The 15,836-nt window shown below is 42.6% G+C and carries 17 protein-coding genes and 2 tRNA genes; 10 read left to right on the forward strand and 9 right to left on the reverse strand.

Going from position 1 to position 15,836, the window contains the following annotated elements:
- Positions 1 to 25: 25 nt before the first annotated feature.
- On the forward strand, positions 26 to 898 hold the full coding sequence (locus AB6D58_RS12245; protein WP_017065533.1) for a LysR family transcriptional regulator: 873 nt from the start codon (positions 26 to 28) through the stop codon (positions 896 to 898).
- A gap of 89 nt (positions 899 to 987) precedes the next feature.
- Here AB6D58_RS12245 and AB6D58_RS12250 read toward each other — a convergent pair whose 3' ends face one another.
- Complete coding sequence (locus AB6D58_RS12250; protein WP_016786183.1) at positions 988 to 1,224, reverse strand: glutaredoxin family protein; 237 nt, start codon at positions 1,222 to 1,224, stop codon at positions 988 to 990.
- Between the two features lie 137 nt (positions 1,225 to 1,361).
- Between AB6D58_RS12250 and AB6D58_RS12255 the strand changes: the two genes are divergently transcribed.
- Both AB6D58_RS12255 and rlmF read left to right on the forward strand, forming a co-directional pair.
- Positions 1,362 to 1,859: a YgjP-like metallopeptidase domain-containing protein gene (locus AB6D58_RS12255; RefSeq protein WP_004734935.1), complete on the forward strand. Its 498-nt coding sequence runs from the start codon at positions 1,362 to 1,364 to the stop codon at positions 1,857 to 1,859.
- Between the two features lie 4 nt (positions 1,860 to 1,863).
- Positions 1,864 to 3,186 (forward strand): 23S rRNA (adenine(1618)-N(6))-methyltransferase RlmF, encoded by a 1,323-nt coding sequence (gene rlmF, locus AB6D58_RS12260; protein WP_372157380.1) that lies wholly within the window; start codon positions 1,864 to 1,866, stop codon positions 3,184 to 3,186.
- A 91-nt stretch (positions 3,187 to 3,277) separates the two neighbouring features.
- Here rlmF and pilW read toward each other — a convergent pair whose 3' ends face one another.
- Together pilW and metA are read right to left on the reverse strand one after the other, a co-directional pair.
- Positions 3,278 to 4,045: a type IV pilus biogenesis/stability protein PilW gene (gene pilW / locus AB6D58_RS12265; RefSeq protein ID WP_017065536.1), complete on the reverse strand. Its 768-nt coding sequence runs from the start codon at positions 4,043 to 4,045 to the stop codon at positions 3,278 to 3,280.
- 168 nt (positions 4,046 to 4,213) lie between these two features.
- Complete coding sequence (gene metA / locus AB6D58_RS12270; protein ID WP_017059174.1) at positions 4,214 to 5,155, reverse strand: homoserine O-succinyltransferase; 942 nt, start codon at positions 5,153 to 5,155, stop codon at positions 4,214 to 4,216.
- A gap of 275 nt (positions 5,156 to 5,430) precedes the next feature.
- Between metA and AB6D58_RS12275 the strand changes: the two genes are divergently transcribed.
- Both AB6D58_RS12275 and AB6D58_RS12280 read left to right on the forward strand, forming a co-directional pair.
- Positions 5,431 to 5,799, forward strand: a complete 369-nt coding sequence (locus AB6D58_RS12275; RefSeq protein ID WP_102333268.1) for an ATP-binding protein — start codon at positions 5,431 to 5,433, stop codon at positions 5,797 to 5,799.
- Between the two features lie 78 nt (positions 5,800 to 5,877).
- The gene (locus tag AB6D58_RS12280) at positions 5,878 to 6,300 is read left to right on the forward strand and encodes a DUF3859 domain-containing protein (protein WP_019824122.1); all 423 of its coding nucleotides are present in this window, start codon (positions 5,878 to 5,880) and stop codon (positions 6,298 to 6,300) included.
- A gap of 108 nt (positions 6,301 to 6,408) precedes the next feature.
- Here the strand turns inward: AB6D58_RS12280 and AB6D58_RS12285 are convergent, their stop codons facing one another.
- Positions 6,409 to 7,515 carry a M20/M25/M40 family metallo-hydrolase gene (locus AB6D58_RS12285; protein WP_372157382.1) on the reverse strand — a complete coding sequence of 369 codons (1,107 nt, stop codon included), beginning with the start codon at positions 7,513 to 7,515 and terminating at the stop codon, positions 6,409 to 6,411.
- A gap of 260 nt (positions 7,516 to 7,775) precedes the next feature.
- On the opposite strand from AB6D58_RS12285, the gene AB6D58_RS12290 reads away from it, so the two are divergent.
- Positions 7,776 to 9,734, forward strand: a complete 1,959-nt coding sequence (locus AB6D58_RS12290; RefSeq protein ID WP_372157384.1) for a diguanylate cyclase domain-containing protein — start codon at positions 7,776 to 7,778, stop codon at positions 9,732 to 9,734.
- Positions 9,735 to 9,869: 135 nt separating this feature from the next.
- Here AB6D58_RS12290 and AB6D58_RS12295 read toward each other — a convergent pair whose 3' ends face one another.
- Positions 9,870 to 10,055: a hypothetical protein gene (locus AB6D58_RS12295; RefSeq protein ID WP_017059179.1), complete on the reverse strand. Its 186-nt coding sequence runs from the start codon at positions 10,053 to 10,055 to the stop codon at positions 9,870 to 9,872.
- Between the two features lie 273 nt (positions 10,056 to 10,328).
- Here AB6D58_RS12295 and AB6D58_RS12300 point away from each other — a divergent pair, with 273 nt between their 5' ends.
- Entirely contained in the window at positions 10,329 to 10,988 is a 660-nt protein-coding gene (locus AB6D58_RS12300) for a DUF2726 domain-containing protein (protein ID WP_017065541.1), read from the forward strand.
- Between the two features lie 127 nt (positions 10,989 to 11,115).
- Here the strand turns inward: AB6D58_RS12300 and AB6D58_RS12305 are convergent, their stop codons facing one another.
- Positions 11,116 to 12,129, reverse strand: a complete 1,014-nt coding sequence (locus AB6D58_RS12305; protein ID WP_372110517.1) for a porin — start codon at positions 12,127 to 12,129, stop codon at positions 11,116 to 11,118.
- 757 nt (positions 12,130 to 12,886) lie between these two features.
- On the opposite strand from AB6D58_RS12305, the gene AB6D58_RS12310 reads away from it, so the two are divergent.
- Positions 12,887 to 12,963, forward strand: a tRNA-Val gene (locus AB6D58_RS12310).
- A gap of 70 nt (positions 12,964 to 13,033) precedes the next feature.
- Positions 13,034 to 13,110 (forward strand) — tRNA-Val (locus tag AB6D58_RS12315).
- 558 nt (positions 13,111 to 13,668) lie between these two features.
- Here AB6D58_RS12315 and AB6D58_RS12320 read toward each other — a convergent pair.
- From AB6D58_RS12320 to AB6D58_RS12330, 3 genes are read right to left on the reverse strand one after another with little or no spacing between them, the layout of a single operon-like run.
- Positions 13,669 to 13,977 (reverse strand): hypothetical protein, encoded by a 309-nt coding sequence (locus tag AB6D58_RS12320; protein ID WP_102321029.1) that lies wholly within the window; start codon positions 13,975 to 13,977, stop codon positions 13,669 to 13,671.
- Entirely contained in the window at positions 13,978 to 15,189 is a 1,212-nt protein-coding gene (locus AB6D58_RS12325; protein WP_371721606.1) for an Arm DNA-binding domain-containing protein, read from the reverse strand.
- Positions 15,182 to 15,418, reverse strand: coding sequence for a hypothetical protein (locus AB6D58_RS12330; protein WP_102321027.1), 237 nt, complete (start codon positions 15,416 to 15,418; stop codon positions 15,182 to 15,184). The genes AB6D58_RS12325 and AB6D58_RS12330 overlap by 8 nt, the downstream gene beginning before the upstream one ends.
- Positions 15,419 to 15,478: 60 nt before the next feature.
- Between AB6D58_RS12330 and AB6D58_RS12335 the strand changes: the two genes are divergently transcribed.
- A complete protein-coding gene (locus AB6D58_RS12335) occupies positions 15,479 to 15,709 on the forward strand; it encodes a helix-turn-helix transcriptional regulator (protein ID WP_102393890.1) in 231 nt (76 codons plus the stop codon).
- Positions 15,710 to 15,836 lie beyond the last annotated feature (127 nt).

Consider the following 15,836-nt stretch of genomic DNA (forward strand, 5'->3'; position numbering starts at 1 on the left):
ACCTCTATATATTAAATGTATCGCCATGCTTGAATCAAAACCTCTTCGACATTTTCTGGCTGTTGCGCAGTTTGGTAACTTCACTCAGGCCGCCAAAGCGCTGCATATCGCGCAGCCCGCATTGAGCATTTCTATTAAAAAACTAGAACAGACGCTTGAGTTGATTCTATTCCGTCGAGGAGATAAATCCGTCACCTTAACGGAAGAGGGAAAGGTACTGTTTGAGCATGCGAAGCGAATCGCCCAGCAGTTTGATGACGCTCAACTCGCGATGAATGAGCTAAAGGGGTTAGAGAAAGGCGAGGTTCGATTAGGCGCTCCAAGTATGATGGGCAGTTATTTTTTTCCCCAAGTCGTGATGGCCTTTAAAAGCCAATACCCAAACCTAAAGTTGACCTTGATTGATGCAGGCACCGCATCGATTCGTGAAATGCTGTTAAACGGCGAACTCGATATTGGCGTAATCAACCATGAAAACGTGCCTGATGATCTTGAAACTGACCACCTGTTAAGCTCAGAAATGTTAGCTGTAGTTGGCAAAGATCACCCACTGGCAACGCAACCATCCATCACCTTTGAAGAATTTTTTGCTCAAGAGCTGATCATGTTCAAATCGGGCTACTTCCACCGCGATTTTATCGATGCGACTTGTAAGAAGTACAATCTCGATATGACCATTGCGTTCGAAACCAATTTATTGCCAATGATTCTTTCTATCGTGAAGCGAGAGTTTGCCATCACCGCGTTGCTTAGCTTGGTGACAGAATACGAGGAAGATGTCGTAGGCGTGCCATTTAAAGACCCTGTGAAACTGAACCTATCTTTGGCGTGGAGAAAGGAAGGGTATTTGTCGAAAGCTGACAGAACCTTTATTGATTTCGTTAAGCGGTATGTGTGATTTAGTAAGATTTAAATAAACAAAGCCCGAACATCCTAGATTGGATATTCGGGCTTTGTTGTATAGAAGTATGACTGGCTCAGAGCACGTTAGGTGTTCTTTGAGTTATACATCTTATCGAAGTTTTTCTGATTCCAGCCGACCATCACTTGATCGCCGATTTTAAGCACGGGGATAGAACGAGCACCCATTGCTTGCAATTCTTTACGGCCACGCTGCATCTTTGCATTCGTCAGGCGGTAAACAATTTTCTTAGAGTCTAAATACCTTTGGGCATCTTTACAGTGCGGGCATTTGTCTGCGACGTACAATACAACACGTTTCATTTTTTCATTCTCTTGGTGAATCTCGCTAAAGTGTAACGAATCCTAGGTGATTAGAAAAGTGTGATCAGTTACACTATGCGGCTCAATTTTCAAGACCACAACGTATTGTCGTGGTGTAACTTGTACGGTCTTTCAGCATGCATCCTTCTTTACGCTATATTCAAGGCTATCCTAAGCACATTCTTGATCCTGTTACTCAACTTGTAGAGTCGGGTAAATTGGTGCCTTGGTTTGAAGCTCGCTACCCAAAGAATCATGAAATAAAAAGCGAGAAAGCCCTGTTTGACTATGCGATTGAGATAAAAAATCGCTACATGAAAAAAACACCACCGATCAGCAAAGTGATTTACGACGGCAAGATACACCTAATCAATAATGCGTTAGGTCTGCATTCTTACGTTGCTAAGAATCACGGTGGAAAGATCAAATCAAAGAATGAAATTCGTATCGCCAGTGTTTTTAAAAATGCACCAGAACCTTTGCTAAGAATGCTGGTGGTACACGAACTGGCGCATATCAAAGAGAAAGAGCACGACAAAGCCTTTTACCAACTATGCTGTCACATGGAACCGGAATATCATCAACTTGAGTTGGATGCCCGTTTATTCATGATGTATTTAGATTTAAAGAAGTAGCCCAATGAGCCAATCACAAAATAGAACGACGCTAAGCCTGTCGAAAAACAGCACTTCATCAGCAAAAACAAAAGACAACCAAGCTGATGTTAAGCCAAGTACAGCTAAGCCAAGCAGCGACAAGCGTATTTCTACAAAGAACACATCTGATAAAAGCCGCAAGAATAGTGCACCTAAAGGCGCGGGCAATAACAAAGCAAAGCGACCTTTTGCAAAAGATAGCAGAGGTAAACCGGGTGCCAATAAAGAATCATCGAATAAGGGTTCTTTCAATAAAACGGCTTTTAACAAGAACGCAGCTCAGAAAAGACGCTCGGCTGAAAAACCTCAAGGTGGATTACACCCAAGAAACCAGCACACTGGCCGCTATAACTTCGAGTTACTAGTTGCAGCCTTGCCTGAGCTAAAAGAGCATCTGATCAAGAATCCGGTTGGCGAAGACACCATTAATTTCTCTGATCCATTGGCTGTTAAGCTACTCAACAAAGCTTTGTTGGCGCATCACTATGGCGTTAAACATTGGGGTATTCCTGCTGGTTACTTGTGCCCGCCAATTCCTGGTCGTGCAGACTACATTCACAGAGTGGCCGACATCCTTAATAGCGATGGCCAAGGTGAACCCTATAACCACGCGTCTGTGAAAGCATTAGATATTGGTGTCGGTGCAAACTGTATCTACCCAATCATTGGTGCGACAGAGTATAAGTGGCGTTGTACAGGGACAGATGTTGATTCAGTCTCCATCAAAACAGCGAACTTCATAGCGGAAAGCAACCCTAATCTAAAAGGTAAGATCCGCGCTCGCCTACAAGCTGACTCTGAATCTATCTTTAAGGGCGTGATTAAGGATAATGAACGTTACGATGTCACTATTTGTAATCCTCCATTCCACAGCTCTCTTGAAGAGGCTGAAAAGGGGTCACAACGTAAACTGGATAATCTAGCGGCGAACCGTGCTAAGAAAGCCGGTCAGTCATTCAAGCCTGAAACGAACAAGAAGCCAGTTAAGTTAGATAAATCAACTAAGCAAGCTAAACCAACCTTAAACTTTGGTGGTCAAAAAGCCGAGCTTTGGTGCCCAGGTGGTGAAGCCGCTTTCATTATGAAGATGGCAAGAGAGAGTCAACTTTTTGCTACTCAAGTTTTGTGGTTTACGACATTGATTTCTAAGAAAGACAACGTCGATATGGTTCGTTCAGAACTGGGCAAGCTGCGAGCGAAACAAGTAAAAGTCGTCGAGATGTCACAAGGCCAGAAGGTAAGTCGCTTTATCGCATGGACCTTTATGGATGACGAACAAAGACAAGAGTGGATCGCGCTAAAATAGCGGCTGCACTTAGTTAAGATATTAAGCTGAAATACGGACGGGCTTGTTGTTAACGCAACAAGCCCGTTTTTTTTTGTGTTTTGCATATAACCTAAGCAGAAAGCAACTCATCTAACTTACTCTGATATTTCTGCTCTAGAGCTTTGTTACCTGCTTTGTTTTCGAGATCGACCAAGATTTTAAGCGATGGAATTTGATAGCCATAACGCTGGTGGAATTTGAATAAACGGATTCGAGCGTCATTGTAATCGGCGTCACTCACTTCAATTTTTGATAACTGTAGTATCGATTTTACGCGGTTTGGATCGTGGTCAATCGCTCTGCTGAAGTAGTACTTCGCTTGGTCGGTATTGCCAGCCTTAAATGCGCAAAACGCGGCGTTTTCATAACTTGCAGACACCAAGTAGTAGTAGGGTTGGTCGATGGCGCGATTGAAGTAATTATCGGCTTGTTCGTATTCGCCCTGTTTACACAAGAAGGTACCGTAGTTGTTCAATACATTGCCATTTCTTGAATCAAGACTCAGTGCTTTGCGGTAAGTGCTTCTCGCTTCATCTACTTCACCCACTTGTTCGTAGTAATGCGCCATTGAAAGCCGAGCACGGTAGTAGCTAGGTGCGTGTTTAATCGCGAGCTCAAGGTTTTCACGCGCTCTCACCATATTGCCTTGTCCCATATAGCCCAAACCTAATTCGATTCGAGATTCAGACATCGCGATAGGATCACTTTCAATCTTTGGCGGTCCTTCAGTGACAGAGACACAACCGGCCAAGGAAAGCGAGGCAAGTAGTACCACACTTGATAACGAAAGAGGGCGGGACAACGAAATCGGATTTGAAAATGATGGCTTGGCAGGCATGTGAAGCTCCTTATGAACACCAACCCATCATATGAAATCAAACCCATTGAAGTCGTAAATCTATCATGGAATGCGACCCACACACCATAAAAAAACCGCGTCCAATTCGTCGTTTTATCAACAACATACTGAACACGGTTTATGTGTTTGTGAATCGGAAGAAAGAACTTAATCGTCTTTGGTAAAGTTGTCTTCGCTGAAATGATCCAGATCGTAAGGCGTTTGTTGGTAAACGCAGTAGTTTAGCCAGTTTGAGAACAACAAGTGTCCGTGGCTGCGCCAGCTTGCAACCGGTTTGTTGTCTGGATTGTTATTCGGGTAGTAGTTGATTGGTATCACAGGCTCCATGCCTTCACCCAAATCACGAATGTACTCATTGTGAAGTGTGTGAGAGTCGTACTCAGGGTGACCCGTTACAAACACGTTTCGTTTATCTTTGGTCGCCGCTAGGTATACGCCCGCAACATCAGAAGTCGCAAGAACATCAAGGTCAGTATGTTCCGCTAAGTACTCTTGAGAGAAGTCCGCATAGCGAGAGTGCGGAGCCAAGAATGTATCGTCGAAGCCACGTAAAATAGGGTGGTATGGGTTATGTATCTCGTGGTTGTAAACACCAGACAGCTTCTCTTTTCGAGTGCGTTTTGGCAAATCATAGAGTAATTTCAAACCAGCCTGAGCTGCCCAACACACGTATAGAGTTGAAGTAACGTGCTTGTTTGCCCATTCCATGATGGTTTTCAGATGGTCCCAGTAGATCACATCTTCAAATTGAACCAAGCCAAGCGGCGCACCAGTGATGATCAATCCATCAAAGTTTCTGCCTTTGACCATTTCAAATTGGCGATAAAAGTTATCAAGGTGTTCAGTCGGTGTGTTTTTACTTGGTCGATCATCAATGCGCAGCAGCTCTACATCCACTTGCAATGGGCTGTTCGATAGTAGGCGTAAAAATTGAGTTTCAGTTTCAATCTTCTTCGGCATTAGGTTGAGGATCAAGACTCGAAGTGGACGAATTTCCTGTGTCGATGCTCTTGATAACGGCATAACGAAGATGTTTTCTTCACGAAGAACATCGGATGCTGGCAATTGGTCTGGAATGCGAATAGGCACAGCTTTCTCCCTAAGCTAGATATGTAGACGTCTATACATCTAAATCTATAGTAGTTTGATACGCTTGTCGATATGCAAAATGGATAGATGTAAATTATTTGTGTTTTCTATCAGAAGCAATCCACGCGCTTCGAGGGGAGTCTCATTGTATTCAGTGATTGTCTGAGTCGTGTGTAAGTACTTGGTTTTCTTATGCTGAGCAGAGGCAGTTATCAGAGCAACTCGTTACTATTTACGATAAACTCATGTTTTAGAATTAGCCTGTAAAGTGACAGATGAAGTTAATACTCATTCGAGGGTTGCCCGGTTCTGGCAAATCAACAAAAGCAAAAACCTACGATGCATTGCATGTCGAAGCCGATATGTATTATGTGAATGAGCAAGGTGAGTACCATTTTGATCCTAGGCAGCTGCGACAAGCTCATGAGTGGTGTCAAAACACAGCTGAAAACGGCTTAAAGCAAGGGTTTGATGTGGTTGTTTCAAATACCTTTATTAAGCATTGGGAAATGAAAGCCTACCGCCAACTTGCACTCAAATATAAAGCAGAATTAATTATCGAAGTGTGCCGAGAGCAATATGGCACTATTCACGACATTGAACCTTCAGTAATTAAGCGTATGGCGAAAGACTGGCAAGAATAGCCTCGTTCTTCTTCTGCTTGCGTGGCTGAATGGCAAATAGAATTAAATTAATAGAACAACTTCAAGGTAACGATTGAAATGGCAAAGCGCTCTGTTGTGGTCGACATGACTTCTTATGGTATCTATTCCACATGGGATTCAAAATCTAAAGATCTTCCAAAAATCCAAGAGTTCACCACCACCGTTGATGCTGAAATCGACGTAGAGTTTGGCTATATCCTGAATATCAAAAAAGCCAAAGGTGAGAAGATCCGTTACTGCATTTATCACCCAAACATCACCACAGACAAAGGTGAAGTGCTCGAACCGTTTGATGGTGAGGAGTATGTCGGTAACAATGACTGGGATTTCTACTTAGGTGACACTATCTGGGCTCCTGTCTCGAACAAGCTAGGAAAGTGGCGCATGACGGTTGAGCTAAAAGGCAACATCATCGCCGACAAGACATTCGACCTAGTAGCAAAAGACGAAGGCCAATTCTGGAAGCGTAGAGGGTTTTAGGTTCGACCTTCTATGTTCACCTAAACAACAAAAAGCCGAGCATCGTGATGATGTCTCGGCTTTTTTCATTGTGCTAGATAGAAGTGACTACCCAACTAATGGGTTCGATTATTGCGTTACGTAAGCCACAACAAACTCAGTGATTGCGACCATGTCTTTCACTGCAATGTACTCTTCAGTGGTGTGAACTTTCGCCATACCAGTAGAAAGGTTAACTGTTGTCAGGCCTTTTACGTTGAAGTTGTTTGCATCGCTACCGCCGCCAGTGCGTTTAGTGTTCGCTGTGACGCCAAGCTTCTCAAACGCCGATTTGATAGAAAGAATGTGCGGATGATCGTCTGCAATAACGAATGCATCGTAAGCACGAGTTGATTCGATTTCTACTTCAGCGCCGAACTGCTTAGCACTTTCTTGGAATGTAGAGATCATGTGCTCAACTTGAGCCGTTAGCTTTTCGCCGTTTAGAGAACGTGCTTCAGCCACGACTTTAAGCTCTGGCATTACGATGTTAGTTGCTTGACCACCTTCAACAATACCAACGTTTGCTGTCGTTTCTTCATCGATACGAAGTAGGTTCATCTTAGTGATAGCGTCTGCAGCAACTTGAATTGCGCTGATGCCTTCTTCTGGTGCTAAACCAGCGTGAGCAGGGCGACCTTTGATTTTAGCAACAATCTTCTGCTGGCCAGGCGCTGCGTTTACGATAGTGCCAATTGGACCGCCTGTATCAAGTACGATTGCGTGCTCAGATTGAATGTAAGACATATCGAAGTTCAAAGAGCCGAACAGACCGCCTTCTTCGAATACAGTAAATGCAATCTCGATAGTTTTGTGCTCTTGTCCTTCAGCTTTAATGCAACGAACCGCTTCCATGATAGCTGCGATACCAGACTTGTCGTCACCACCTAGAATTGTGTTGCCTTTTGAACGGATGATACCGTCTTCGATGATTGGCTCAATGCCGATGCCTGGCGTTACTGTGTCCATGTGGCAGCTGAACACTGTGCTACCTGGAAGAGTGCCATCTAGACGAGCGTAGATGTTGAAACCATTAGACACTTCTTCAGGAACCGCCAGTTTGTGAACTTCAAAACCTAGTTCACCGAGTTGCTCAGCCAAAGCTTCAGCAATCGCTTTTTCGTTACGAGATTCACTATCAATTTTCACTAGATCGCAGAAATGTTCTACAAGACGTTGTTCATTAATTTGGGTCATTGTTAATTCTCATTATGCTTCCGCTTGTTCAAAAAGAAGCCGCGGAGGTAGGAACAGGAAAATCACTATAACGCCAATGAGGTAGATGATTGTCTGAGTTAAATCAAGAAAGTTGCCTGATTATTCTAATTAATGAGAAAAACCCAATTCAGATCCACCAGTGCGCAGGATTTTAATCTGTATATCTGTCGGGTATAATGTTTGACCGCTCTTAAAAAACGTCAATAAAATTGGAATTCAATCAATAATGGCCCTGATAAATGAATAGAAACAATGTGTTAGGTTCATTCCTTTTCGTGGTGCTGATGAGTATTGTGCTGGGGCTGTATTTGCTCTATCCAACTTATGACGACGATTTAAAGCATATTCGCCCTGAAAACCCGAGTGTTTATAGTCCAGAGAAAGAGTTATCACTCTCTCAATATGGATCTGCGTTGATCGATATTCTCGATGTATCTCGTGGTGACCCTAATTTAGCTTCCCTACAACTTGAGGCTCTCCAAGCCAAGTTCCCAGACCAAGATAAAGCCATCTATCGTGCTTACGAATTGATGATTTTGTCCAACCTCGCGCAACATAAGTTGGATACCAAAGCGGTTTCCGAATACGTCAGGCAGATTAAAGCACTCGCACAACACGAACATATGGGTTGGTTAAAGGCCCAATCTCTCGTTGAATTAGCGATCGAATACATCAGTACGGGTGAGCTAGCGGAATCTGAAATCCAAATCAGAGCTGCGATAGATATCGCAGAATCGCTCCACTATGAAGAGTTGTTGATTAAGGCCTATAACACGGCTGGTGTCATCAATAACATCCGCAATGACTTTCCTGAAGCTCAATACTTTTTCCATAAAGGTTTAGACCTTGGTAAGAAGTACCCTCATCACATCTACAACAGCAAGTTAGTGTCAAATATGGCACTGCTTTATATCTATTTGGAAGACTGGCCTAAAGCGCTCAAGCTGATTAAAAGAGCCAAAAAGCTCTATTACAAGAGTGGACTACTCGAAGCGTCTACCATCGGCGTGCTGCATGTGAATGAGTCTTTTGCTTATCTGCGCAGTGGTGATTTAGTCAAAGGCCGAGAAGCATATCAAAGTGCGGCTAAGCTAAATGGCGATAACGTGAGTGAACGATACAAAATCATCCTATTAAAAGCAGAGAGTGATGTGTTGTTGGCGGAAAAGAACTTTGAGTCAGCACGACAAGTCGCAAACTTGTGTCTTAGATACCCAGGCGTGGACAAATACACACTTCAATTGGGGCAGTGTTACCTAAATAGAGCCTTAGCGAACATTGGTTTGAACCGAGATAATTTTGTTTTTGCTGATCTAAAGCGATCGTCTGCAATGTTCGATGTTGTGGGGACTCGCAGCTGGAAGGTCCTCGGCTTAAGAACACTTGCTGAATACTATGATTCAAGAGGCGACAGCGAGAACGCACTTCGCTACTTCAAGCTCTATTACAAGGGTAATAAAGCGCTGCTATTTGATAAGCGCCAGAGTGATATCTTTTTACTCGAGCAAGATTTCGCTACGGCATCATTAGCTCAAGAAAACGAACTGCTTAACGCAGAAAAAGAGTTGGGTGAGCTGACATTAGATAAGCAGCAATTACGGAATCGAATCGTCGTCGCTTTGGGTATCATGGTGATGATAAGCGCCACGTTACTATTGATAAGGTTACGCTCGATCCAGAAGACCAACAAAGAACTACTTAAGCAATCAACAAGATGCGAACTGACAGGCTTATACAATAGGCGTTACTTAGAGCAACGGTTAACTCAGCCGATGCCACATCATTTGTCGTCGTTTGGGTATACGCTCGCTATTCTAGATTTAGACCGCTTCAAACAAGTTAATGACACTTATGGCCATGATATCGGTGACCAAGTGTTGGTGGAAGTCGCTAAGCGTTTAGAGAAAATCTTATCAACAAACGATGTAGTGGCAAGATGGGGTGGGGAAGAGTTTGTTTTGTTGCTGTCTGGTTCCATTGATCCTGAGCAACAGTTGAACGTTATCCGTTTAGCTATTTCTGAAACACCCATTGATACGCACTCCGGCTCTTTAGACCTCACCACATCGATAGGAGCGACGACTCATCTAACGGAGCAACAGTTGAATAGCCGTACCTATAAGAAACACTTGAAATCGGCAGACGATGCTTTGTATCAAGCTAAGCAGTCAGGGCGCAATAAAGTCGTTATCATTTGAGTTCCTAAACTTAGTTAATCCCCTGCAATCAAGAAACCTGAACTTCAATAACTAAGCGAATAAGAGTGCTTATCTGAACTAATACGGCTATTTACTCTTATTCGCTTAATTCATACTGTGATTTGGCTTGGTGGGTTACTTAGCGACACCTTGAAGCATTTCAACCAATTCGCCTTCTGTCGCTGGTTCGCTAGCGAGTTCAATCACAGCCGAAGCTCCTCCCTTTAACATGTAGGCTTGGGTTCCGCAGTGGTCATAGTGGAACCATTTACCATCTACACATACGTCGGTATAACATCTTGGGTCTTGTTTAAGTTCCATATCAATTTCCTTATTAACATTTGCCTAACGTTTTTCAGACTAGTTGATCACAAATCTAGGTAAATTGATCTAAATCAATCTAGAGTGTAATTGATGATTTAATTATCAAAATAAGAGAGGTGTGTCTAGCGAAGGAGCGACCTCTCGTTGGGCACTGCGCTTAAAGGTCGTGATTCTGGTTGGCGACTCTCGCTCTTTTGCTTGCCAGGTGATGCTTTTCTACATACGCTAGCTACTCTCTTAATCCCTATACAGACTTGATTGTGTTGGAAAATGACTAATATCTTTATCGTTGTAATTGTTCTGGTTGTGTTCTTTTACTTTATTCAAAAGTATGTGGTGAAACACGATGACACCAAAGACCACGCTTATCAGAAGAAAGGCGCGTTGATGTCGGCGCAACAGGCGACATTCTATAATGCGCTAAAATCAGCTGTGGGCAACCATGGGGAAGTGTTTGCTAAAGTCAGCATGTCGAACGTACTTGTTCCTGCTAAGACGAACAATAAGAAGAATTGGTTTATCGCCAACAACAAGATCTCACGTAGTTACTTCGACTTTGTTGTTTGCGACCCGCGAACGCTAGAGCCCCGCGTTATTATCGAACTTGATAACGGCAAAGAGCTCAATAAAGGGAAAGTCGATCGCGAAAAGCTACTAATTCACGTGTGTAAATCGGCAGGTTTACCTCTGATTGGTGCATCTATTAAACACAGCTACCAAGTGAGCCGTTTGAAGAGGTTACTGGCAGCACACATCGATTTAATCGAGCCATCAAAAGAAGTGCGATTTTGTAAGAAGTGTGGTAGCCCAATGATCATCAAACTGGCAAGCCAAGGCGATTACAAAGGCCGACGCTTCTTCACTTGTAGCCGCCAGCCAAACTGCACCTATACCGAAAACTACAACGTTGTATTCGATGTTGAAGAATAGTTGGTATCGATAGTAATGCATCCGGTTGGACTCCATTCAATCGCTTAGATACGAATAAGTTATACAAACTAAAAAGCCGAGCATTGATTATGCTCGGCTTTACTAATATTAAGTGGATTGGTTTAGACTAAAACGCGTAACGCATACCGAGCTGTAGCTCATCTTCGTCGTTATCGCCTTCCCCACCTTCGCCCTCGTCTAACATGTTAAACTTATAACTACCAAAGAAGGCCACATCGCCAATATAACGTGCGTATTCTAGACCGATAAAGTTAATGTCGTAATCTGCAATATCGTCAGCTTCAAAGTAGCTGTAGGTCAGGTTGACGGTGTTGACACCAAACGAGTATCCCAAGTAAGCATCGGCAGAATCGTAGTCTGAATCTTTTACGCCTAGACCTGAAATACTACCAAATTGATAGAGTGCGGCGAACCAAACCCCCTGATCGTTGGTGTACTTAACCGCACCAATATAGGCATCAGAAGTTTCTGTATCTGTCCCAACGCCATAGGTTTCATCACTTGACGCATAACCGACGCCAATATCTAACCCAATCGAAGTGCTGCCGGCGACAACTGCACCGAAGCCGTCACTTTGTGCTGATTCACTATCTGAATTGAAATTGCCATCAATTTGAAAGGTGATGTTGTCGCTTGTCAGTTCATAACGTAAAACATTTTTTGCTCGATCAGCAGTCGACACCGTGTATTCATTGATATAGCCGCTGAAGGTTTCAGCCATATCCGTCCAATCGGTTAAGTAGGTAACGGCATTATTTTGGTGGCCATAATAGACGTTACCGTGATTGGTTTGAACACCCGTATATAAGAATCGAGTGTTAATGCCGATATCATCTGATGCGCCATCTTCAGACTCTGTTAGTTCGAATTCATATTTCCCAAAAAAGGAAATATCGTCCGACGCTTTTTGTGTGCCATCGACACTTAAGCGGACACGTGATCTATCACTATAGGTGCTACTATTACCAGCACTTTTATTCGCATCAGAGAAATTCCCTCGAACTTCTGCGCGGCCGCCGATATTGAATACTGTTTCATCTGTCTCATAAATGGTCGCTGCCGATACGGCAGATGTCGATAGTATGCTCACCACTGCAATGGCGATATGTGATTTTTTCATAATTTATTCCCTATTTTTCACACTTGTATTTATCGCAAACCATAAATTCACGTATAGCATTGAATTTAGATTATTGATTCCTACAGGTTATGAATATAGGCGCGCTTTACCATTATGCAAATTTCATTATGTATTACTGTGCTGTATGTATTCAAAATAGCTATGATGTGTGGGGGTGGGTTTTGAATTGCTTATAGATTGTTGCTCTTGAGGGAGATTAATTGTAGCTGATGTTTTTCGACTATAGAGTGCTATCGTATTTATGTATGTTGGTAATAACCCGGCCACTTTATATGAAAAATCCGAATTTAGTCATTGCGGCCTAGTAATTCGATGACGACGATTACAAAATCGTGGTGATTTTTATGAATGATGTATTTCAGTGAGTTACAAAGCCTCTGCGTGCCTTTCACTTATAATGATCAAAATACTACGGTAACCCAGTGGGCAAGCAAAATTTTTGACACTAAATATAGGCATTGATCTATACCTGTATGGTTACTGTAAAGGCCAAGAAAAACGGTATAGATAACAAAAATCCCAAATTGAACACATTAGGTTAGTTAATTGGTTGTCATCAAGGATTAGAATTTTTCTAACTAAACTTTGTTTTTCAGCGGTTTGACGATAATCTGGGTGTAAAATCGACATGTTGTTATGTCTTTGATTGCAAAGTGAGCAAACGAATCGCAAGATGCCAGTTAATACTTGCACCATCTGTTTATCATGGATATCATCGTTGGCGTTCTAAGGGAATGCGTCCGTAGCTCAGTTGGTTAGAGTACCGCCTTGACATGGCGGGGGTCGGTGATTCGAGTTCACTCGGACGCACCATTCCTTCTTTAGTTTTTATTGCATAACTATTGAGTTTGTCACAATGGTAGTAATAAGAAATTAGAACATCGCCCGCTTAGCTCAGTTGGTTAGAGTACTTGCATGACATGCAAGGTGTCACTGGTTCGAGTCCAGTAGCGGGCACCAAATTCGTTCTTTATGAACAAGCAAAAAAGCCCACCTAGTGTGGGCTTTTTTGTGTCTGCGTTTCTGGAAAGTACCTTAAATAGCATCATTCTTGTCTGCCTCCCCGTTGAATAATTATTGGATGAGCTAAGTGACTCATATCTCTCAAACTCGATTTGTGACCGCGTGGTGACCATGCTGTGACAACCTTCTAAGCATCTACAGTTTGGAGTAACAGAACATTTAAGAAATAGTCATCAGCACATTTTTAAAAAGAATGCTCTCGTTAATCTGAGTCTGGTGCGGTTTGAAGGGTCCAGCACTACGGTTAATGCAAAACTACTATAGAAATTAGGCTCAAGTTATCAACGTTAACTTTGTGCGGCCAGTGAAGTGGGTGTGCAACAAATTATAGTGTTCTTGTTAACGGGTGATGGCTGATGAGTTATTTCAAGGTGAACTAGGCGCCAGTTGTAGGTGAGGGTAGATTCAAGCAGAGTATAGGAATGTTCAAAAATGGGAAATAGAAAAGAGCCAAATAAACATGGGTTCATTTGGCTCTTTTTTGAGTAGCTCTCATTAATGCAATTGCTTCAAAGAAAAACTGATCCGTGATTGCATTGCAATCAACAGCCAACTGGCATCTCGATTATTTGGTTTGTCTTTACATAGATGTAGTGCTTTTAGTACACCGCGCGTGACTGAATCAATAAAGACATGTTCATGATGGAATTTATCTGGCCACAGTTCAGTACGTTGCTTGATAAGTTCGTAAATTTCATCGTATAGCCAATCAATATCTTGATGAGAGATTTTCTGAAAACGCTGAGCCTGAAGAATGTCACAGCACAAACTGGTGCAGTGAATAGCTAGAGGTGAATAAGCCATTTACTTTCCTCCATTTAAATTAGCATCTAATAACTTTTCAAAAGCACTGCCGTCTTGCCTGGTTAGGTTTGGTATATATCGGCTGTAAACTGTGAACAGCATTTTTGTAGTGGTATGGCCCATTTGGCGAGCTATCCACTCAGGTGCTTCTCCGGCTGCTAACCATAATGTTGCAGCCGTATGTCGAGTCTCATAAGGGCGGCGATATTCCATTCCCAAGTTTTTAAGTGTCGGCTTCCAGATTCGGTCTCTGACGTTACCTTTATCTAAAGGGTTTCCAGCTGCATTGCAGAACACATACTCCTTAGTACCAGTCACTTTGTATTGGGATTTTATAGCTTTAAGTACAACAGATGACATTTGAATGTCTCTTGTTGAACCCACCGTTTTCGTTGTGTCTGAACGGCCGTGTACAAACGTTTCTCGAACTGAAATTAAACCACGCTCAAAATCTACGTACTTCCATTTCAGACCATCGATCTCTGAGGTGCGCATTCCGGTGAAGAATCGGACGGTGAAGTAATCTTTAAAATCGGAACGTACCGATGATAAAAACAAGTTCACTTCGTTAAAATCAAACGGGTTTACATTAGTGCGTTCAACACGTAGTGGTTTGATGTTTTCAAACGTCGAACGAAAATCGTAGCGATCTGCGGCTTCGCTCAAAATCATGCGCAGTGGTGTCATGACATGATTAATGAACTCGGCAGATAATTTTTTGCCGTTGTTACGCGGTTTCACTAAAGAAGCACGGTACTTTAAGATGTCAGGTCGAGAGATCTTCGCGACGTCTAAATGCCCGAAGTGGGGTACAAGGTACGACCATAAGTAGACCTTCATACTGTCCTTATAGCTCTCTTTCCAACGCACTTCGTTTTCGTCATACCACTCCTGTGCGAAGCTTTCGAACAAGACAGTTTCAATTCCTTGTAGCTCTTGTACTGCCGTTTTGTAATTACCAAGTAATTCCTGTTTGCGTTTTTGAGCTTGGATGTCTTGTTTCAAAAATGTTTGAGCTTTCTTAGACTCAGGGAAGTACTCACTATATACAAAACAACTCAGGCGAATGTCCGCTTCAATTTGATTTAGCAGTTTCTGTAGCTTGCGTTGGTTTACTTGAGTTGCAGGCAGTGCAGTTTGCTCACGGCAACGCATACCTTCATATCGGAAGTCGAGATAGAGCTTACCGCTACGTGAATTGATACTACCCATGACACACCCTCCCGCCAGCCATTGGAATATACTGAAGGTTACGTGATGCAGATTGGTATAATTCTGCCTCTACCTCTTCCCAAATGTAGAGAATTTTTCTACCATTGAATGGTCGAATGTAGTGTTTACCTTCGATGAAAATTGAATCTCGCAGAGTCGAATTGATATAGTTGGCGCTAAATTTGATACGACCTGCAAGCTCTTTTGCTGTAAGTAATAATTGGTCCATTTGACCTCCATTGTTTGTGTCTTATCAAGACACATTATTGTATCTTTTAGGAATTGATGTGTGATTAGATATAACTTAAAGGAACTTATAGATAAAAAATCAGCGGAAGAGGGACGGAAGATCTCTGGAGCTCAAATTGCTGCCGAAATAGGTATTCAGCGTTCGGCCATGGCGAAAATGATCCGAGATGAAGGGTACACTACAACCACAAAAACTCTTGATGCCTTGTGTCAGTACTTTGATTGTGATGTGTCAGAGGTTATTTGGTATCAGAAAAGGAATATTAGCTAAAAACTTATCGAGTGAAATGTAGGGTGTTTTTAGTCGTCACTTTACAATAGATGTAGGCTGCTGTTTTAAAGCATTGTATCCGCCCCATGAACCCACGGGGCGACTTGTCAGTGTTTGAAGTTCCAAG

Origin of the sequence: Vibrio sp. 10N.239.312.D08, assembly GCF_041466145.1 — a bacterium.
Lineage (GTDB): Bacteria > Pseudomonadota > Gammaproteobacteria > Enterobacterales > Vibrionaceae > Vibrio > Vibrio crassostreae_C.